Origin of the sequence: Arthrobacter sp. U41 (assembly GCF_001750145.1) — a bacterium.
GTDB lineage: Bacteria > Actinomycetota > Actinomycetes > Actinomycetales > Micrococcaceae > Arthrobacter.
The window spans coordinates 2,876,168-2,895,419 of sequence record NZ_CP015732.1; the positions used below are offsets into that span (position 1 = coordinate 2,876,168).

Annotated in this window: 16 protein-coding genes; 13 read left to right on the top strand and 3 right to left on the bottom strand. The window is 68.0% G+C overall.

Annotated elements, in window-relative coordinates; all coding sequences use genetic code 11:
• Nucleotides 1-115: 115 nt before the first annotated feature.
• On the bottom strand, nucleotides 116-1,495 hold the full coding sequence (locus ASPU41_RS13095) for a lytic transglycosylase domain-containing protein (RefSeq protein ID WP_069951288.1): 1,380 nt from the start codon (nucleotides 1,493-1,495) through the stop codon (nucleotides 116-118).
• A gap of 276 nt (nucleotides 1,496-1,771) precedes the next feature.
• Between ASPU41_RS13095 and ASPU41_RS13100 the strand changes: the two genes are divergently transcribed.
• Nucleotides 1,772-2,125 carry an Rv2175c family DNA-binding protein gene (locus ASPU41_RS13100; protein WP_069951289.1) on the top strand — a complete coding sequence of 118 codons (354 nt, stop codon included), beginning with the start codon at nucleotides 1,772-1,774 and terminating at the stop codon, nucleotides 2,123-2,125.
• A gap of 192 nt (nucleotides 2,126-2,317) precedes the next feature.
• Here the strand turns inward: ASPU41_RS13100 and ASPU41_RS13105 are convergent, their stop codons facing one another.
• Together ASPU41_RS13105 and ASPU41_RS13110 are read right to left on the bottom strand one after the other, a co-directional pair.
• Nucleotides 2,318-3,412, bottom strand: coding sequence for a polyprenyl synthetase family protein (locus ASPU41_RS13105; RefSeq protein ID WP_069951290.1), 1,095 nt, complete (start codon nucleotides 3,410-3,412; stop codon nucleotides 2,318-2,320).
• Nucleotides 3,409-3,939, bottom strand: a complete 531-nt coding sequence (locus tag ASPU41_RS13110; RefSeq protein ID WP_069951291.1) for a lipase chaperone — start codon at nucleotides 3,937-3,939, stop codon at nucleotides 3,409-3,411. The genes ASPU41_RS13105 and ASPU41_RS13110 overlap by 4 nt, the downstream gene beginning before the upstream one ends.
• Nucleotides 3,940-4,115: 176 nt before the next feature.
• Between ASPU41_RS13110 and dinB the strand changes: the two genes are divergently transcribed.
• From dinB to murG, 12 genes are all read left to right on the top strand, one after another.
• On the top strand, nucleotides 4,116-5,276 hold the full coding sequence (gene dinB, locus ASPU41_RS13115; protein WP_083266693.1) for a DNA polymerase IV: 1,161 nt from the start codon (nucleotides 4,116-4,118) through the stop codon (nucleotides 5,274-5,276).
• Between the two features lie 276 nt (nucleotides 5,277-5,552).
• Complete coding sequence (locus tag ASPU41_RS13120; protein ID WP_069951293.1) at nucleotides 5,553-5,927, top strand: DUF3040 domain-containing protein; 375 nt, start codon at nucleotides 5,553-5,555, stop codon at nucleotides 5,925-5,927.
• 426 nt (nucleotides 5,928-6,353) lie between these two features.
• Nucleotides 6,354-6,782 carry a division/cell wall cluster transcriptional repressor MraZ gene (gene mraZ, locus ASPU41_RS13125; protein ID WP_056740915.1) on the top strand — a complete coding sequence of 143 codons (429 nt, stop codon included), beginning with the start codon at nucleotides 6,354-6,356 and terminating at the stop codon, nucleotides 6,780-6,782.
• Nucleotides 6,783-6,979: 197 nt separating this feature from the next.
• Entirely contained in the window at nucleotides 6,980-7,978 is a 999-nt protein-coding gene (rsmH, locus tag ASPU41_RS13130; protein WP_069951294.1) for a 16S rRNA (cytosine(1402)-N(4))-methyltransferase RsmH, read from the top strand.
• Nucleotides 7,975-8,667, top strand: a complete 693-nt coding sequence (locus tag ASPU41_RS13135; RefSeq protein ID WP_069951295.1) for a hypothetical protein — start codon at nucleotides 7,975-7,977, stop codon at nucleotides 8,665-8,667. Before rsmH ends, ASPU41_RS13135 begins: the two co-directional genes overlap by 4 nt.
• Nucleotides 8,668-8,709: 42 nt before the next feature.
• Nucleotides 8,710-10,506 carry a peptidoglycan D,D-transpeptidase FtsI family protein gene (locus ASPU41_RS13140; RefSeq protein ID WP_069951296.1) on the top strand — a complete coding sequence of 599 codons (1,797 nt, stop codon included), beginning with the start codon at nucleotides 8,710-8,712 and terminating at the stop codon, nucleotides 10,504-10,506.
• A gap of 117 nt (nucleotides 10,507-10,623) precedes the next feature.
• Complete coding sequence (locus ASPU41_RS13145; RefSeq protein WP_069951297.1) at nucleotides 10,624-12,273, top strand: UDP-N-acetylmuramoyl-L-alanyl-D-glutamate--2,6-diaminopimelate ligase; 1,650 nt, start codon at nucleotides 10,624-10,626, stop codon at nucleotides 12,271-12,273.
• 6 nt (nucleotides 12,274-12,279) lie between these two features.
• Nucleotides 12,280-13,827, top strand: a complete 1,548-nt coding sequence (locus ASPU41_RS13150) for a UDP-N-acetylmuramoyl-tripeptide--D-alanyl-D-alanine ligase (protein WP_069951298.1) — start codon at nucleotides 12,280-12,282, stop codon at nucleotides 13,825-13,827.
• Nucleotides 13,824-14,933: a phospho-N-acetylmuramoyl-pentapeptide-transferase gene (gene mraY, locus ASPU41_RS13155; protein ID WP_069951299.1), complete on the top strand. Its 1,110-nt coding sequence runs from the start codon at nucleotides 13,824-13,826 to the stop codon at nucleotides 14,931-14,933. Before ASPU41_RS13150 ends, mraY begins: the two co-directional genes overlap by 4 nt.
• Nucleotides 14,915-16,516 carry a UDP-N-acetylmuramoyl-L-alanine--D-glutamate ligase gene (murD, locus tag ASPU41_RS13160; protein ID WP_069951300.1) on the top strand — a complete coding sequence of 534 codons (1,602 nt, stop codon included), beginning with the start codon at nucleotides 14,915-14,917 and terminating at the stop codon, nucleotides 16,514-16,516. Before mraY ends, murD begins: the two co-directional genes overlap by 19 nt.
• A 2-nt stretch (nucleotides 16,517-16,518) precedes the next feature.
• Nucleotides 16,519-18,105: a putative lipid II flippase FtsW gene (ftsW, locus tag ASPU41_RS13165; RefSeq protein WP_069951301.1), complete on the top strand. Its 1,587-nt coding sequence runs from the start codon at nucleotides 16,519-16,521 to the stop codon at nucleotides 18,103-18,105.
• A 6-nt stretch (nucleotides 18,106-18,111) separates the two neighbouring features.
• A complete protein-coding gene (gene murG, locus ASPU41_RS13170) occupies nucleotides 18,112-19,251 on the top strand; it encodes an undecaprenyldiphospho-muramoylpentapeptide beta-N-acetylglucosaminyltransferase (RefSeq protein ID WP_069951302.1) in 1,140 nt (379 codons plus the stop codon).
• The last annotated feature ends 1 nt before the right edge of the window (nucleotide 19,252 follow it).

Below are 19,252 nucleotides of genomic sequence, written 5' to 3' on the forward strand. Positions count from 1 at the left end.
CTAATCGCTGCACGGAAACGGGCCCGAATCAACATGCGATCCGGGCCCGTATCGTTATGCTCCGGGGCGTGGCCGGAGCGGGTGGACGCCGCGGCTGCGGCTGTCCGGAGCTTCCCTAGCCGAAGTTCTTCTGGTGTGCCTTGATGGACTCCACGTAGCGCTTGGTGTCCTCGTACATGCCGTACTTGCTGACGGAGTACTGGCCCTGGTAGTAGCCCGCGATGGCCGTGTCCTGGTCCGGGCTGGTGCGGATCAGCTGGCGGATGATCGCGACACCGGCCGTGGCGTTATCATACGGGTCCAGCAGGTTCAGCTGGCGGCCCACAAGGTCCGAGGCCCATTCGCCCGAGGACGGGATGACCTGCATGGTGCCGATCGCGTTGGCGGGGGACACCGAGCGGTGGTCAAAGCTGGATTCCTGGAAGGCGAAGGCCAGGGCCAGGGACGGCTCGACCCCCATGCGGCGGGCGGTGTCCGCCACAATCGTCTTCATCTGTTCCCGGCTGGGCACGGGCGAAGCGTTCAGCAGGGCCTTGTTCTGGTTGGCGGAGCTGACGACGGCGGCCGGGTAGCTGAAGCCCAGGAAGCTGCTCGGGACCAGCGGCGTCACCGTGGCAGCGGGCGGGGTGGAGGCCGGTGCGATGGAACCGCCCGAGAGCGCGAGCTTCTGTCCGGGGTAGATGATGCTGCTCATCGTCAGACGGTTGGCGGAAAGGATATCGGCGAGCTTGACGCCGTTCCTGGCCGCGATGCCGGAGAGGGTATCGCCGGACTTGATCGTGTAGGAACCCGTTGCGGCGACCGGGGTCGCGGCCGGCGCCACCGGGGCCGGAGCAGCCGGAGCCGGGGCAGGTGCCGACGGGGCAGGTGCCGCAGCGCCGCCGCCGATCTTGACCTGCTGGCCGGGGCGGATGATGGAGCCCATGTTGAGCCCGTTCCAGCCGAAGACCTCGGAGAGCCTGACGCCGTGGCGGGCTGCAATGGCACTGAGGGTGTCACCGGACTTCACGGTGTAGACGCTGCCGGAAGCAGCCGACGGAGCGGGAGCAGCCGGCGCCGCCGGCTCCGGCGCCGTGGCCGAGCCGCCAAGCTTGATCTTCTGGCCGGGGTAGATGAGCGTGTTCGCCTGCAGCTGGTTCAACTTCAGGATGGCGTAGGTGTCCAGGCCGAACTTGCCTGCGATTCCGCTGATGGTGTCGCCCCGGGCGATCGTGTACTCCGCCGGGGCGGAAACCTCGGCGGGGCGGAACGCGGAGGGCATGGCCGCCGGGACGGAACCGGCAGGAATCAACGCCGGGCGGGCGGTCTGTCCCTGGGCCTGTGCCTGCATGGCCGCAGCCAGAGTGGCCGGGATGGCGCCGGGACGCGACTCCGCCGCTGCAGGCTGGGCGATCGCCAGGGAAGAAAGCATAACGGCGGGCAGGGCCGCCGTCGTGGCCGCAATCATCGGCAGGCTGGGCCTCGCAGTGGGCTTTGGCGAACGTGACGTCGTCATGGGAAAGGTCCTTTTCTCAGCGGCGGACGCTGCAGTCTGGCCGGCGTTACTCGTGTTAACAGTGTGACTCAAGTGAGTACTGTTACAAATGTGGTCTATGCGAATCTCTCATGGTTTGGGAATTAGCACAAGAACTGTTTGACATTCCGCAAACGAAGGATGTGGGAGTGTCGGCAAGCGGGCCGGCGCCGGCGGCGGAAGCGGCGCCCGGACAGTCTCCATTTATCGGGCGGCGCCGACTAGGCGCTAAGGGTTCCGGCATGGCAATCTTGATCCGTGAGTAATGTAGAAAGCCTTGTGGGCGAATGGCTGCCCCTGCCCGATGTCGCACAGCTTCTGAACGTTTCGATTACCAAGGTCCATGCGCTCCTTGACGAGCGCGCGCTGGCGGCATTGCGGGTCGGGGAACGCCGGATCCGGTGCGTTCCTGCTGAATTCATCCAGGACGGTCATCCGGTCGAAAGCCTCAAGGGAACAATTGTGGTTCTTGCCGACGCCGGCTATTCCGACGAGGAACTCATTACCTGGTTGTTTACGCCGGATGAATCCCTGCGCGGCCGACCGATTGATGCCCTGCGTGAGGGACGCAAAACGGAAATCCGGCGCCGGGCGCAGTCCCTGGCCTGGTAGCCCCCGCAACATTCCGGACCTAGTCTGACGCAGTCCTTAACCCCTGCGGGCCCCGCACCTCGAATACCGGGTGCGGGGCTCGCAGGGGTTAGGGGCTCTTTCGGGTTAAGGACCCCGTATCGGGGGACTCCGTTGTTGGGGCAGCGGAAGCCGGTGCGCGCCTGGGTGCCCCTGCGGCAGGGCGATGCCGGCTCAGGCCGCGCGGCTGACGGTGGCCTCGGCCAGTTTCCGGAGCGCGGTCTTGGGCAGTTCGTCCAGCGGCAGGAGATCCAGGGCGGAGAAAGCTGCGCGCCCGAAGTCCGCTATCAGCACTTCCGTGGCCTGGAGTGCGCCGCAATCGGCGATGATGCGGCGGATCTCGTCCACGTCCGCGTCGTCCAGCCCCGGGCTGCCCAGCTTTGCGTCGATGAAGGCTGACTCGGCAGGGCTGGCCAGGTCCAGGGCAAAGGCGATCAGGACGGTCCGCTTTCCTTCACGGAGATCGTCTCCGGCCGGCTTGCCCGTGGTGACCGGATCGCCAAAGACTCCCAGGACGTCGTCGCGGAGCTGGAAGGCCTCGCCCAGCGGGAGGGCGAATGCCGAGTAGCCCCGCAGCAGCCCGTCGTGGGCGCCGGCCAGGGCGCCGCCCAACGCCAGCGGATGTTCCGTGGAGTACTTGGCGGACTTGAAGCGGATGATGGACTGGGCTCGGCTGACGGCCCCGGCGCGGTCCCGCCTGGGCCCGGCGACTTCCTCAAGGATGTCCAGGTACTGGCCCGCCATGACCTCGGCGCGCATCAGGTTGAAGATCAGCCGTGCCCGGCTGCCGGACGCTGCACTCTCCCCGATTTCGGTAAACGACTCCTCGCTGAAGGACAGGCACAGGTCCCCGGTCAGGATGGCGGCCGCGTGCCCGAACCGTTCGCTGTCCAGCGCCCAGCCCTGCGCCTCGTGCAGCTCGCTGAAGCGCCGGTGCACACTGGGGCCGCCCCGGCGGGTGTCCGAACGGTCGATGATGTCGTCGTGGATCAGGGCCGCGGCCTGGAAAAGCTCCAGCGCGGACCCGGCCGTGACCACCTCGTTGGCTCCGGCCTCGCCCCCGGCTCCCCGCCAGCCCCAGTAGCACATGAGTGCCCGCAGGCGTTTTCCGCCGGTGACCAGGTTCGAGATGGATCCCATCAGCGGATCAATGTCGGGGGAGATGGCGGACATCACGGACTGCCGGGTGGTCAGGAAATCGGTGAGCTTTCCGGCGACGGCGGCAACGTACGAGGCCTGCTCCAGGCGCAGCTGCTCCGCGACGGTCACTTGACGGACTCGGCGGCGACGTTCGCGCCGATGGTGAACGTGGAAACCCCGGCGGTCTCCAGCACCGAGATGTTGACCGTTTCGCTGTCACCGCGGAGGAAGTCCTTGGAGGGAATGGCTCCCACCGTTTCCCCCGGCACCGCCGTGAAGCCCTGGGCAACAAGTTCCTTCGTATAAAAGGCGAGCACCTCGGCCGAGGGCGCGGAGATGCTGCCAACGAGCGCCACGGTCGCCGGCGTCGTGGTCTTGTCGAAGCTGCTGGAGACGACCTTCGCCCCCGGCATAAGCGGCAGGAGCTGCTCCGGGAACCCCGGAACCATGGCGCCGACGGTGGCCGAGGTGCCGGGTGCGGCCGAGGGGCTCGCCGGCGCCGTCGTGGACGGTTGGGCCGGGGACGGCGCGGCCGAGACCGATGAGGAGCCCGACGCCGTCCCGGGGTTGGCGGGCGTGCACGCGGCCACGGCCATCAGCGTGCCCGCGGCCAGAACGGCTGCCGCAGCACGGTTGCGCTGTCCAAATACCTTCACAGGGACTTTCCTCCTGGTGTTGACGCCGGATTCAGCCTCCAGTTTAGACAGTCCCGGGGCATAGGATTGAAGTCGTGCGGCCGGACCAGGAAAATCAGCAGCGGGAGCAGTCCCCCCAGGGCACCGCCCAACGGCCCGGTGAAGCGCAACTGCGCGAGCTCCGGCGGAGCAGCATCATGCACGTGGACATGGACGCGTTCTTTGTCTCCGTGGAACTTCGCACCCGTCCGGCCCTCGTCGGCAGGCCCGTCATCGTCGGCTATCCCGCGGACCGTTCCGTTGTGCTCTCCGCCTCCTACGAGGCACGGCGTTTTGGCGTCAAGTCCGCCATGCCGATGGTGGTTGCCATGCGGATGTGCCCCTCCGCCGTCGTCATCGAGCCCCGGCACAAGCTGTACTACGAGGTGTCCGGCCAGATCATGGGGATCTTCGGCTCGATCACCGACCTCGTGGAGCCACTGAGCGTGGACGAGGCCTTCCTCGACGTCGGGGGAGCGATCCGGCGGCTGGGCCCGCCCCGGGCGATCGGCGAACTCATCCGCACCCGCGTCCGCAGCGAACTGGGCATCACCGCGTCCGTCGGGATTGCCGCCAGCAAGTTCGTGGCGAAGATTGCTTCCACCCGATGCAAGCCGAACGGACTGCTGCTTATCGGTCCGGAGGAGACGGTCCCGTACCTGCACAGCCTGCCGGTCAGCGCCCTGTGGGGTGTCGGGGCCAAAACCGTCGACGTGCTGTCCCGGATGGGCATCCGGACCGTGGCGGACGTCGCGGCGTCCCCGCTGCCGTCGCTCCGGAAGGTGCTCGGTGCTTCGGGGGAGCACGTCTACCGCCTGTCGTGGGGGATTGACCCCCGGCCGGTCACCCCTGTGCGGCTCGAGAAGAGCATCGGCGCGGAGGAGACCTTCGCCGTGGACACCGCGGACGAGGCGCTGCTGCACCGCGAACTGCTGCGCCTTTCGCACCGGACGGCGGAGCGGCTCCGCAGTGCCGGCATGCACGCCCGCACCGTGGCCCTCAAGCTGCGCTACGCGGACTTCTCCACGATCACCCGCAGCCGCACGGTCAGCACCCCGATCGACAGCGCCCAGCTGCTGTACGCCGTCGCCGTCCAGCTGCTGGAATCACTCGGCGAACGCCCGATGACCGTGCGGCTCGTCGGGATCCGCGCCGAACAGCTCGAGGAGGCCGCACAGGCCCCCCTCCAATTGAGCCTCGACCGCAGGGATGACAACTGGCGCGCCGCTGAGCAGGTCCTGGACCAGGTGACCCGGAAATTTGGCACCAAATCGGTGCTTCCGGCGCGCCTCCTGGACCCCGGGGACGCTCCGGGCTGATTTTTACCCTGCTGCGGCCGCGTGATCAAGTCAAGGGGACGTTCGGCATCTTTCAGAACAGGGCGCAACAAACTATCCTTAGTTATACGTAGATTTAGAACGACTGGAACGAGCGTTCGGACTAATGCAGGACCAGCTGAACACCCCGGAAGGGGCCGTGGAAGACCCGATTCGACCAATGACGGCGATCGGGAACCACACGGGAATCCCGCACGTTGTGGGTTTAGGGACACTGGCCGCGTCAGTCTGGACGTTGGCCGACTTAAGGAGGTCGTGATGCCGCTCTCGGAGCACGAACAGAAGTTGCTAGAGCAACTTGAGAAGCAGCTGCATGAGGACGATCCCAAGTTCGCCAGCTCGATGGGCTCGGATGCGGGACGTTCATGGTCAACCCGCCATCTGGTGATCGGCGTCCTGGCCACCCTGGCCGGCGTCGTGCTCCTGCTTGTCGGCGTGACAATCCAAAGCATCCTCGTCGGGGTCCTTGGCTTTGTGGTGATGGGCGGAGGGGTGTACTACGCCACCATGCGCGGTGCGGCGGCCGGCAAAGCCGACGCCACAGGTACAGCCCGGAAACCCGGGAAGCCCAGGAGTTCGTTCATGAGCAATCTGGAGGAACGCTGGGACGAGAGGCACCGCGGGGAGTCCTGACCCCCGGCCGGCGGCCCGATCCTCCGGCACCCCGGCAACTGCGACCTCCCCCAGGCGCCTCCACTTTCCACCACAGGGAAAACATAGGTGGCACAAAAGACCCGCTCCGGCGGGTCTTTTGCCGTTAACGGCGGTTAGCCACGCGTTCTTCGCCGACGGAGGGGGCCGCCGAAGCCTCCCCGGGCCGGCGCCTGCCCCCCGCGACGCAGTGTCGCATCCCGGCCCTGCACTTTCCCTCCACTGCGCACCACCGGCCCGATTCCTTGCCCCCGCGGGAAAGCAGCGGGCTGTTTGGGCCTTAATTGACGCGCAAACGTTCGGCGTGTCGTTGACTGTGGAGGGATGTGGAGTAATGTGGAGGACGTAAGAGGGTAGTGGCAGCACGGGGGACGTTGAACTTTCCTACGAACAGACAGGCGGTGGGCCGTGTTTCTCGGCACACATTCGCCGCGTCTGGACGAAAAAGGTCGCATCATCCTTCCCGCGAAGTTCCGCGAGGAGCTTGCCGCGGGGCTGGTTCTCACAAGGGGCCAGGAACGCTGCATCTACGTCTTCAGTGAGGCGGAGTTCGGCCGGGTACACGAGCAAATGCGGGAGGCGCCAATCTCCAGCAAGCAGGCTCGCGACTACATCCGGGTTTTCCTCTCTGGAGCCTCCGACGAGGTACCTGACAAGCAGGGGCGCGTGACGATTCCGCCGGCGCTCCGGGAGTATGCAGGACTCGGCAGGGAACTCGCCGTCATCGGCGCAGGAACCCGCGCCGAGATCTGGGACGCCCAGGCCTGGAACGAGTACCTCGCAGAAAAGGAAACGGCCTTCTCGGAGACCGATGACGCCATACCGGGGATTCTCTGAAACCCCGCACGAACCAAGCAGCACTGCACGATTCTTGATCGAGATCTCCAGCCGCCCATCCGGCTGTTTTCCTGGCTCACTTCCCCGGAGCCAGGCGGACGAAGGATAGGCGCGGATGGGGATCTGGATCAAGAAGCGGCACGCGCAGCCAGCAGCCGCACTCCAGACATCGCCCCGCACAACGAAAGGACGCAGGCATGACGGACCCTGACCAGTCGAAGCCTACGTCCGAACGCCATGTACCGGTCCTGAAGGACCGGTGCATTAATTTGTTGGCACCGGGGTTCGAGGCGGCGCGCAGCCGCGGTGAGACCCCCGTGGTCATTGATGCCACCCTGGGCATGGGCGGTCACGCCGAGGCAATGCTGCAGCGCTTCCCGGACCTGCACCTGGTCGGCATCGACCGTGACGAGGAAGCCCTGGCCCTCGCGGGGGACCGGCTGACGCCCTTCGCCAACCGGATCGACCTGGTGCACGCCGTGTACGACGAAATCCCTGAGGTCCTGGCGGACCTCGGTTTCAACGAGGTCCACGGAGTCCTGATGGACCTCGGGGTATCCTCGCTCCAGTTGGACGAACGGGAGCGCGGCTTCGCCTACTCCTTCGATGCCCCGCTGGACATGCGCATGGACACGAGCCGCGGCCAGACCGCCGCCGACGTCGTCAACAACTACAGCGAAGAGGACCTGGTCCGGATCATCCGGAAATGGGGCGAAGAGAAGTTCGCCGGCCGCATCGCGAACAGGATTGTCACCGCACGCACCGCGAAGCCCTTCACCACCACGGGGGAGCTGGTCGAACAGATCCGTTCCGTCGTACCCGCCGGCGCCGCCAAGTCCGGCGGGCATCCCGCGAAGCGAACCTTCCAGGCGCTCCGGATTGAGGTCAACGAGGAACTCGATGTCCTGGAACGCGCCATCCCCGCAGCCATCAGCGCAATCGCCGTCGGCGGGCGCGTTGTCGTGATGTCCTACCACTCGCTGGAAGACAAGATCGTCAAGGGCTTCTTCCAGGCTGGATCCAAATCCTCCGCGCCACTCGGTTTCCCGGTGGAGCTGGAAGAGCACAAGGCAGAGCTGAAAACCCTGACGAAGGGCACGGAAGTGCCCACCGCCGCCGAAATCGCCGAGAACCCACGAGCCGCTTCCGCCCGGCTCCGCGCCGTGGAACGCATCAAAGCCAGGAGGGCCGCATGAGCGCCGCCGCTGTCAGCAGATTCCCCGTCGCCACAGACGCGGCGGCCCGCGCACTGCCCGGGATCACCCCCGGCACCGGGCCCTCCCGGAAAGCGCGCACCCCGCTCTCGCTGGTCCGGTCAGCGCCCCGGAAACGCCGCGCCCCGTTCGTTGTGCTCTGCTTCGGTCTCCTCGCCGTCGCCCTCATGGCAGTGCTGGTCCTCAACATCTCCGTCTCCACCGCGCAGTACCAGCTGGTGCAGCTGCGGAGCGAACAGTCCACGCTGACGAAGCAGAACCAGGACCTGACCCAGCAGGTGCAAAACTTCGACGCCCCGCAGAACCTGGCAGCCAAGGCCACCGAACTGGGCATGGTGGCCTCCACCGTCAAGGGCCAGATCGACCTCTCCACCCTGAGCGTTACCGGCAAGGCGAAACCCGCGGTCAAGGGCGACGCCCCCGGCGCCGTCATCGCCGCGCCGGCCGTTGCCGGGCAGCTCCGGGTTGTTCCGCCCGCCACCGTCAAGGAGCCGCTCGCAAACCGCAAACCGGCCGAGGCCGCGGCGCCGGCAGCAGCCGCAAGTCCCGCCGCCGAGGGCGCACCAGCCGCCCCGGCGGCCCCGGCCGCCGCCGTTGTTCCTGCTCCGCCGGCTGTCGAACTCCACGGGGGCTCGGTTCCGGCCCCCGCGCAGAAGGTCCCGGGACAGTAACGCAGGACGGACCACCAGCCAGGCAACAAGCAAGGAAACATCGTGGCAGAGAAGACCGGCAAGGCACGCAAGGCCAAAGCGCCAAGCGCGACCCGGCGGCTGCGGTTGGGCCTTGGTGTCATGCTGACCCTCCTGCTCGTCGTCGGCGGAAAGCTGTTCCTGGTCCAGGGCCTGGACGTCGGGGGGATGGCTGAAGCCGCCCTGCAGAACAGGCTCACCCCGGTCGAACTACCCGCCGAGCGCGGCAGCATCCTCGATGCCAACGGCACCGTCCTGGCCAGCAGCGTGATCCGCTACAACCTCGTCGTCGATCAAAGAGTCAACACCAAGACCGAGACGTTCCGCCGGTTCGACGAGGGCACCGAGAAGCTGGTCGAGGTTTCCCGGGACCAGGGCATCTCCGAGCTTGCCCCGCTGCTGGGCATGGACACGGCCACGGTCAGGGAGGCCCTCACCGGCGGCCAGCCCTACTACATCGTGGCCAAGGACCTGAAGCCTGACGTCGAGGACCGCATCTCCAAACTCCAGATCCCGGGCATCGTCACGGTGGGAACCAGCAAGCGGGTGTATCCCAACGGCTCGGTGGCCGGCGGGATCGTCGGGTTCCTGAAGGACGGCACCACCGGACAGGCAGGCCTCGAACAGACCCAGGACGAGATCCTCAAAGGCACTCCCGGCAAACGGCTCTTCGAAATCGGCGCCGACGGGCTGCGCATCCCGGTCGGGGTGGACCAGCTGACCCCGGCCGTGAACGGCAAGGACCTCAAACTCACCCTGAACTCGGACCTGCAGTACTTCGCCCAGCAGGCGATCCAGAGCCAGCGCGACAAACTCAGCGCCGAGTGGGGCGTTGTCATCGTCCAGGACATCAAAACCGGCGACATCATCGCCATGGCGGACACCAACTCCCCGGACCCCAACGACCCGGGCAAGTCCGAGGCCAAGGACCGCGGCGTCCGGGCCGTGACGGCGGCCTACGAGCCCGGTTCGGTGCAAAAGATGATCACGGCCGCCGCCCTGATCGAGGAGGGCAAGTCCAGTCCGCTGGACAAGTTCACCATCCCGTCCTCGTACACCGTGGACGGGCAGACGTTCAACGACGCCTTCCCCCACGGCACCGAGGACCGGACCCTGGCCGGCATCCTCGGCTGGTCGATGAATACCGGCACGGTCATGGCCGGCGAGCGGCTCAGCAAGGAGCAGCGCTATGACTGGCTGAAGAAGTTCGGCATCGGGGAGGCGCCGGACATTGGACTCCCCGCCCAGGCCCAGGGGATCCTGACCCCCGCCGATCAGTGGGACGGCCGACAGCAGTACACCGTCCTGTTCGGCCAGGGCGTCTCGCAGTCCACGCTCCAGACCGTGCGGGCCTTCCAAAGCGTCGCCAACAACGGGGTGATGCTTCAGCCGCGGCTGATTGACAGCTACATCAACCCGGACGGCACCGAGGAGAAGGTGCCGGCGCAGGATCCCCGGCAGATCGTCTCCCCGGACACGGCCCGCCAGGTCCGGGACATCCTCGAGAGCGCCGTCACCGAGGGCCAGATCAAGGAAGCGGCGCTGGACGGCTACCGGGTCGGGGCGAAGACCGGCACCTCGCAATCCCCGTGCGACGACGGCACCGCCGGCTTCTGCGGCTACACGGCGTCGATGGTGGGGATGGCGCCGATGGACGATCCGCGGTTTATTGTTGAAGTGGTGCTGCAACGGCCCAAGGGCGATATCTACGGAATCTCGAACGGACCGGTTTTCCGGTCCGTGATGAGCCAGGCGCTGCGGACGTTCAACGTCGCGCCGTCCACCGGCGAGCCCGTCCGGCTGCCGCAGTTCGCCAAGTAGCACCCGCCCGAGAACCAGCACGTCCCTCACGAACCTTTACCGGAAACTGAGCCTGCGGGCCGGAGGAATCCTCCGTGCGCAGCACCAGATCAACCAGCACCACCAACGGAGATCCTCTTGTCAGATCAGTTTGCCCCCGGCGCTTCCGCCGCGCCGTCCGGTCCGGGATCCACCTCCGGCTTCCGGCCCACTGCGGTTGCTGCCGTGCCGCTGGCAACCATCGGTGAGTCGATCGGCGTCGCTGTCCCCGGGGCATCGGCCTCCGTCCCGGTCACCGGGATCTCGCTGAATTCCCGCACCGTCCAGCCCGGGGACCTCTACGTCGCACTGCCCGGGGCAAGCCGGCACGGCGCCGACTTTGTCTCCCAGGCAGTGAAGGCCGGAGCGGCCGCGGTGCTGACGGACGACGCCGGGGCCCGCCTGCTGGCGTTCTCCCACGACATTGCCGTCCCGGTGCTGCTGGCAGCGGAACCGCGCACCCTCGTGGGCGGACTCTCCGCCCTGATCTACCGCAGCCGGCCGCACGATGCGCCCGCCCCGGCCCTCTACGGCGTGACGGGCACCAACGGCAAGACCACCACGACCTACTTCATCAACGCCCTGCTGCAGGCCCTCGGGAAAAAAACCGGACTGATCGGCACCATCGAGATCCTGGCCGGCGGCGAACCGATTCCGAGCCTCCTCACGACGCCCGAATCCACCGACGTCCACGCACTGCTGGCCCTGATGCGTGAACGCGGCCTCGACGCGGCCTCCATGGAAGTCTCCTCGCACGCCGTCGCGTTCCACCGGGTCGACGGGGTCGTGTTCGACGTCGCCGGCTTCACCAACCTGACCCAGGACCACCTGGACCTGCACGGCAGCATGGAGGAGTACTTCCAGACCAAGGCGCGGCTCTTCAGCCCCGGGCGGGCCCGCAGCGCCGTTGTGACGGTGGACGACGACTGGGGCGTGAAGCTTGCCGCCACCGCCGGAATCCCGGTCACCACGCTGGCCACCCACACCGCCGGCGCGGTGACCGGGGACGCGGACTGGACGGTCCTCAACCCGGCCCCGCGCGGCCTCGGCACGGACTTCATCCTCCGCCACCGCGGCGGCACGGAACTTCGGGTCCACACCGGTCTGCCCGGAAGCTTCAACGTGGCCAACGCGGCGCTTGCCACCGCCATGGTGCTCGCGGGCGGCCACGAGGCCGCCGCTGTCCAGGCCGCGCTCGACGCCGGAGACCCCTTCACCGTCGCCGTCCCCGGCCGCATGCAGCTCGTCTGCACCGCCCCCGCAGCGGTGGTCGACTTTGCCCACAACCCGGACGCCCTGGCCCGCGCGCTCGAAGCAGTCCGCTCCCCGGAGCCGGGGTCCCGGGTGATCATCGTCTTCGGCGCCACCGGACAGCGCGACCAGGGCAAGCGGCCGGCCATGGGTGCCATCGCGGCGCGCCTCGCCGACACCGTCATTGTCACCGACGATGATCCGCACGACGAGGACGCCGCGGGGATCCGTGCCGACGTCATGGCGGGCGCAGCCGAGGCGAAGGAACGCGGGGGCCTGGCCTGCAGCATCCTCGAAGTCTTCCCCCGCGATGCCGCCATCCGGCACGCCGTCGAGCTCGCCGGCCCGGCCGACACCATCCTCGTCGCAGGGCGGGGCCACGAAATTTGGCAGGAGGTCAAGGGCATCAACCTCGCCCTTGACGACAGGGTGGAGCTCCGCTCCGCCTTGACAGCCCGGGGATTCACCGTTCTCGAAGACCAGCGGATAGAGTCCTAAACCGAGATGATTGCATTTAACGCGGCGGAAATCGCCGACATAACCCATGGCCGGCTGGCCGCCGAACCGGGGATCACCCCCGGCTCGGTGGTGACCGACTCCCGCGAAGCCACACCAGGCTCCCTCTATGTGGCCAAGCCGGGGGAGACGGCCGACGGCCACGACTTCGTCGGCGCGGCCTTCGAACGCGGCGCCGTGCTGGCGCTGGTCGAGCATGACGTCGCGGACGGCGCCGGGCACAGCTACCCCGCCGTCGTGGTCCGGGACGCGGTCCTCGCCATGGGCGCCCTCGCAGCGGAAGCCGTCCGACGGATCCGCGCCGCCCGCGCGGCCGACGGCAAGCCGCTGACCGTGATCGGCATTACCGGCTCAGCCGGCAAGACCACCACCAAGGACCTGCTGGCCGGGATCCTGGCCGCCGAAGACACGACCGTTGCCCCGCAGGGTTCCTACAACGGCGAGGTCGGGGTCCCGCTCACCGTCTTCAAGGCCGGCGCCGACACCCGCTACCTCGTCATCGAGATGGGTGCCACCGGAGTGGGCCACATCAGCTACCTCGCGGAGATGGTCCGCCCCGACATCGGTGTTGTTCTGGGGGTCGGCACGGCCCACGCCGGCGAATTCGGCGGCGTGGAGAACATCGCCCGGGCCAAGGGCGAGCTCGTCGAAGCCCTGCCCGCCACCGGCACCGCCGTGCTCAACCTGGACGACGCCCGCGTCGCCGCAATGGCCACGCGAACCCGGGCCCGCGTGCTCGGCTACTCCGCCCAGCCGGCCCGCGGCGTGTCCGGCGACGCCGGTGCAGAGCGGGTCCGTGCCGAGGGCGTCGAACTCAACGCCGGCGGACACCCCGAATTCGAGCTCTACCTGCCGGGCGAGCCCGCCGGGCACCACGTCGAAGCCAGGCTGATCGGCGCCCACCACATCGCCAACCTACTCGCAGCGGCGGCAGCGGCCCACGCCGCCGGCGTCCCCGCCGCGCGGATCGCCGCTTCGCTCAGCACCCAGACGGCCGCCAGCCGCTGGCGGATGGAACGCACCGAACGGGCCGACGGCGTCACCGTCATCAACGACGCGTACAACGCCAACCCGGAATCCATGCGCGCCGCCCTGCGGACCCTCGCCGACCTCGGACGGGGCCGCCGGACCTGGGCCGTGCTCGGAGCAATGCTCGAGCTGGGCCCGGACTCCATCCGCGAACACATGGCTGTCGGCACCCAGGTGGTCAGGCTCAACATCTCCCGGCTTGTCGTCGTGGGCCGGGAGGCCCGGTCGCTCTATGTCTCGGCCGTCAACGAGGGGTCCTGGGGCGACGAATGCGTCTTCGCGGAGACCCCGGAGGAGGCCTACGAGCTGCTGCAGGCCGAGCTGGAGCCCGGCGACCTCGTGCTGTTCAAGTCTTCCAACAGCATCGGGCTGCGCCATCTGGGCGATCGGATAGCATTACCCCCACAGGCCGCCGGGACCGCTGCCGGTCCCGCTGAGGGAAAGGCCGCCGAAAGCGCTGCCCAAGACGCTGCAGGAACCGCCACTGAAGGGAGTGCGCTGCTGTGATTGCACTGCTGATGGGGTCCGGAATGGCCCTGCTGTTTTCCTTCCTGGGCACCCCGCTCTTTATCCGTTTCCTGGTCCGGAAGAGCTACGGGCAATTCATCCGGGATGACGGACCCACGACGCACCACACCAAGCGCGGTACCCCCACGATGGGCGGCACCGTTGTGGTCATGGCGGTGCTGGTGAGCTACGGACTCACGCACCTCATCATGTGGATGATGAACCCGGACTCTCCGGGCCCGTCCGCTTCGGCCCTGCTGCTGCTGTTCCTTATGGTCGGGATGGGGCTCGTCGGGTTCCTGGATGACTTCATCAAGATTTCCAAGCAGCGAAGCCTGGGCCTGAACGCCAAGGCCAAACTGACCCTGCAGGCGGCCGTGGGTATCATCTTCGCGGTCCTGGCCCTGAATTTCCCGGACGAGAACGGCGTGACGCCGGCGTCGTACCAGATTTCCCTGGTCCGCGACATCCCCTGGCTGAACCTCGCCTTCGCCGGCACCGTCATCGGTGCCATCCTCTTCGTGCTCTGGTCGAACCTGATCATCACCGCCGCCACCAACGGCGTGAACCTCACGGACGGCCTGGACGGCCTGGCCGCCGGCGCCTCCATTATGGTCTTCGGCGCCTACACCCTGATGGGCATCTGGCAGAGCAACCAGTCCTGCGGTTCGCCGCGGCAGGCCGGCGCCGGCTGCTACACGGTCCGCGATCCCCTGGACCTGGCCCTGCTCGCCGCCATCCTCAGTGCGGCGCTCGTCGGCTTCCTGTGGTGGAACACCTCCCCGGCAAAGATCTTCATGGGCGACACCGGCTCGCTGGCGATCGGCGGCGCCGTCGCCGGGTTCGCCATCCTGTCCCGGACCGAGCTGCTGCTCGCGTTCATCGGCGGCCTCTTTGTCCTGATCACCCTCTCGGTGATCATCCAGGTCGGCTACTTCAAGATCACCAAGGGCAAACGGTTCTTCAAAATGGCCCCGCTCCAGCACCACTTTGAACTCAAAGGCTGGGCCGAGGTCACCGTCGTCGTCCGGTTCTGGATCCTGTGCGGACTCTTCGTCGCCGCCGGACTGGGCATCTTCTACGCCGAATGGGTGGTACTGCTGTGACCGGTCCAATTCCCGCACCTCTCACCACCTCAGCCCAGCTGCAGGGCCTGGTCAGCTGGGACTCCGACTGGGCCGGACTGCGCGTCGTCGTCGCCGGCATCGGCGTCTCCGGCTTCGCCGCCGCGGACACGCTGATCGAACTCGGCGCCCGCGTGGTTGTGGTGGACGCCGCCACCGGCCCCAAGGCGCAGGCCCAGGCCGACACGCTCCGGATCGTCGGGGCTGCCGAAGTCCTGCTGGGCGAGGACGCCGTGACGGCGGTTCCCAAAATCGACGGTGCCAAGCCGGACCTGGTCGTCACCTCACCGGGATGGAGGCCGGACCAGGCCCTGCTCGCCGCCGCGGCGCGGGCCCACATCCCGGTCTGGGGCGATGTCGAACTCGCATGGCGGGTCCGCGAACGCAAAGGGCGCAAGACCGCGGACTGGCTCACCATCACCGGCACCAACGGAAAGACCACCACCGTCGGGCTGACCGAAGCGATGCTGCAGGCTGCAGGCCTGAAGGCCATCGCCGTCGGCAACGTCGGCACGCCGATCCTGGACGCCCTGCGTGATCCGGTGGAGTACGACGTCCTCGCCGTCGAGCTCTCCAGCTTCCAGCTGCACTGGAGCGACTCCGTTTCCCCGGTGGCGAGTGTCTGCCTCAACGTCGCCGAGGACCACGTCGACTGGCACGGCTCCTACGCCTCCTACCTGGCGGACAAGGCCAAGGTCTACGAGCACACCCAAAAGGCCTGCATTTACAACGCCGAGCAGATCGAAACCGAACGCATGGTCGAGGAGGCCGACGTCGTCGAAGGCTGCCGTGCGGTGGCCTTCACCACCATCACGCCCGCGGTCAGCATGCTCGGCGTCGTCGAAGGACTCCTGGTGGACCGGGCCTTCATCGCCGAGCGCAAGGACAGCGCAGCCGAACTGGCTGCCGTTTCGGACCTTGGTCCCGTGGCTCCACGCCACATGGTGGCCAACGCCCTCGCTGCGGCAGCCCTGGTCCGGTCGTACGGCGTCGAGCCGTCCGCCGTCCGGAAGGGCCTGCTGAACTACCTCCCCGGGGACCACCGCATCCAGCTCGTGGCCCGCCACAACGGCATCCTCTGGGTCAATGACTCCAAAGCAACCAACCCGCATGCTGCCGCGGCGTCCCTGTCCGCGTTCGAAAACGTTGTCTGGATCGCGGGAGGGCTCTCCAAGGGCGTGCACTATGACGCGCTCGTCCAGGAGCACGCCCGCCGACTCAAGGCCGTGGTCCTGATCGGGGCAGACTCCAGCGATCTGCTCTCCGCGCTGCAGCGACACGCGCCCGATGTCCCCGTGATCGGTGCGGGGAAGGGCGAAACTGAAGGGGTGCAGACTGCCGGAACGGCCGGCGCCGAAGCAGGCCCCTCGCCGATTTTCAGTGAGACTGTGATGGCCCGGGCCGTTGCGTCGGCGGCGCAGCTGGCCGCCTCCGGGGACACTGTGCTCCTGGCCCCGGCGGCTGCGTCCATGGATCAGTTCTCTTCCTACGCTCACCGTGGCGACGCCTTCATCGAAGCTGTCCGCGAGCTCGTGGAAGGGCAGGCTCAGACCAGCGAGGAGTAACAATGGTCAGCACGCCCACACGTAACCCCGCGGCCACACCGGCCGCCGGAAAGCCGCCCGCCGCGAAGGCGCCGGCAGCGGCACCTTCGGCGCCCGGGACACCCAAAGGCCCGCAACGGGCCGGCCGTAAGATTCGGGGCTGGTACCGGGGATTCTGGTCTGCCCTGGAAGGCTCGGGCAAGTCCCGCAACGGCTCCACGTACTACCTCATCCTGGGCTCCACGCTTGCGCTGACGGCGATCGGCATCCTGATGGTGCTCTCCGCGTCCAGCGTTGAGGCCATCGCCGCGGGGGAGTCGCCCTACACCGCCGCCCTGAAGCAGGGGACGTTCGCCGGGCTCGGCCTGTTCAGCATGTTCCTGCTCTCCCGGGTCAACGTGGTCTGGCTCAAGCGCGGCGCCTGGATCGCCATCATCGTGGCGTTCGCGCTGCTGGTGCTGGTGCTGCTCGTCGGCCGCAGCGCCCTCGGCAACCAGAACTGGATTGACGTCGGACCCTTCACCTTCCAGCCCTCCGAGGCCGCCAAACTGGCGCTTGCGCTGTGGATGGCCACGGTGCTGGACCGCAAGGCCAAGCTGCTGTCCCAGGCCAAGCACGCCCTGATCCCCGTAGTGCTCCCGGGAGCCGCCGGCGTGATCGGACTCATCCTGATGGGCAACGACCTCGGCACCGCCATGATCGTCATGATGATCACGGCGGCCGCACTGTTCTTCGCCGGGGTGCGGCTGTACCTGTTCGGCATCGCCGGGGTCTTCCTCGCCGCGGGCACGGCCGTCCTGGCCATCACCAGTCCCAACCGGGTCTGCCGCATCCTGTCCTGGACCGGCCAGACCTGCGCGGACGGCTCCGACCTGAACTACCAGTCCACCAACGGGCTGTACGGGCTCGCCTCCGGCGGATGGTTCGGGGTGGGGCTCGGCCAGAGCCGGCAGAAGTACAGCTGGATCCCGGAAGCCCACAACGACTTCATCTTCGCCATCATCGGCGAGGAACTCGGGCTGGTCGGAACCTTCGTGGTGCTGGTCCTCTTCGCCATCCTCGGCACCGCCATCTACCGCGTTGTCGTCGCGCAGAAGGACATGTTCCACCGCGTCCTGGCCGGCACCATCATGGTGTGGCTGCTCGGCCAGGCAACGGTCAACATGGCCGTGGTCACCGGCCTGGCCCCCGTGGTCGGCATCCCGCTGCCGTTCATTTCCTACGGCGGCTCGGCGCTGCTCATGTCGCTGTGCGCGATCGGCGTAGTCTTGTCCCTGGCCCGGGCACAGATGGCGCCCGGCCTCCGGCCGAAGCGTCTGTTCAGGTTCGGACCGGCCGGACTGGCGGCCACCCTGCGGAAGCGGTCCGCTGCCCATGGCACAGCCACGAAAGAAGACACGAAGGACGCCAGGAACGCAGCCAGGCGCCCGGCCGGCAGCACCGGCAAAAACCCGGCCCGGAACGCAGCCAAAGCCGCCACGGCTTCCGCGCCCGCGCCCGCCACCGGCCGGAAGGCCCCCGTGGACACCGGGGCCCCCCGGGCACCGGGCACCCGGACACCCGGCTCCAGAACCCCCGCCCCCAGCAATCCTGCACGAAAGCGTAAATAGGCCTCCATGAACACCGAGTCGTCAATCTCCGTCGTCCTCGCCGGCGGCGGAACAGCCGGGCACATCAGCCCGCTCCTGGCCATCGCGAACGCCCTCCGGGAGGCCCGCCCCGGGATGCGGCTGCTCGCCGTGGGAACACCGGCCGGGATGGAAACCCGGCTGGTCCCGGCCGCCGGGCTGGACCTCGCCACGATCAGCAGGGTCCCGTTCCCGCGCAGGCCCTCGCTGGAGATGCTGCGGCTGCCCGGCCGGCTGGCCGGCGCCGTGAAACAGGCCGGAGTGATCCTCGACGAAGCCAAAGCCGACGTCCTGGTCGGCGTCGGAGGCTATGTCTGCACGCCGATGTACCTCGCCGCCTGGCGCCGGAAGATCCCCATTGTCATCCACGAGGCGAACACCCGCCCGGGACTGGCCAACCGGGTGGGCGCACTGCTCGGCGGACACGTCGCCGTGGCTTTCGCCGCCACCAGGCTCGGCGCCTCCCGGCACGTCGGCATGCCGATGCGCCGGGAAATCTCCAGCCTGGACCGGAGCGCAGCCCGGGCCGAAGCCAGGGCGGGCCTCGGACTGGACCCGCAGCGTCCGGCCCTGGTTGTCACCGGAGGTTCCTCGGGCGCCCAGAGCATCAACCGCACCATCGCGGCTTCGCTCGGCCTGCTCGCGGACGCCGGCATCCAGACCCTGCACATCACCGGACGCGGCAAGGCGGTCCAGGACGCCGACGGCAGGCCCCTCGCGGCCCCCGGCTACCAGCAGCGCGAGTACGTGGACAGAATGGAAACGGTCTACGCCGCGGCCGATCTGCTGCTCGCCCGCTCCGGCGCCGCCACGGTCTGCGAGGTCGCCGCCGTCGGGCTTCCGGCCGTCTTCGTTCCGCTGCCCGTCGGAAATGGCGAACAGGCGCTGAACGCCGGCGGACTCGTCGCGGCCGGAGGCGCCCTGACCGTGGAGGACGGAGCGTTTTCGCCCGAGTGGGTCCGCGGGCAGATCATCCCGCTGCTGCAGGACCCGGACCGGCTCGCCCGGATGGCGGCCAGCGCCGAACAGCTCGGCATCCGGGACGCCGACCAGCGCATGGCCAGTCTCGTCCTTGAAACGGTGGCGTCTGCGAAGGCAAAGCCCGTAAAGCCCAGCAGGAAGTGGTAGC

Excerpts from the sequence above, each read along its gene's own strand:
- murG (WP_069951302.1), top strand. The coding sequence starts at position 18,112 with ATGAACACCGAGTCGTCAATCTCCGTCGTCCTCGCCGGCGGCGGAACA.
- rsmH (WP_069951294.1), top strand. The coding sequence starts at position 6,980 with ATGACGGACCCTGACCAGTCGAAGCCTACGTCCGAACGCCATGTACCG.
- ASPU41_RS13135 (WP_069951295.1), top strand. The coding sequence starts at position 7,975 with ATGAGCGCCGCCGCTGTCAGCAGATTCCCCGTCGCCACAGACGCGGCG.
- ASPU41_RS13150 (WP_069951298.1), top strand. The coding sequence starts at position 12,280 with ATGATTGCATTTAACGCGGCGGAAATCGCCGACATAACCCATGGCCGG.
- ASPU41_RS13120 (WP_069951293.1), top strand. The coding sequence starts at position 5,553 with ATGCCGCTCTCGGAGCACGAACAGAAGTTGCTAGAGCAACTTGAGAAG.
- murD (WP_069951300.1), top strand. The coding sequence starts at position 14,915 with ATGGGTGGTACTGCTGTGACCGGTCCAATTCCCGCACCTCTCACCACC.
- ASPU41_RS13095 (WP_069951288.1), bottom strand. The coding sequence starts at position 1,495 with ATGACGACGTCACGTTCGCCAAAGCCCACTGCGAGGCCCAGCCTGCCG.
- ftsW (WP_069951301.1), top strand. The coding sequence starts at position 16,519 with ATGGTCAGCACGCCCACACGTAACCCCGCGGCCACACCGGCCGCCGGA.
- dinB (WP_083266693.1), top strand. The coding sequence starts at position 4,116 with ATGCACGTGGACATGGACGCGTTCTTTGTCTCCGTGGAACTTCGCACC.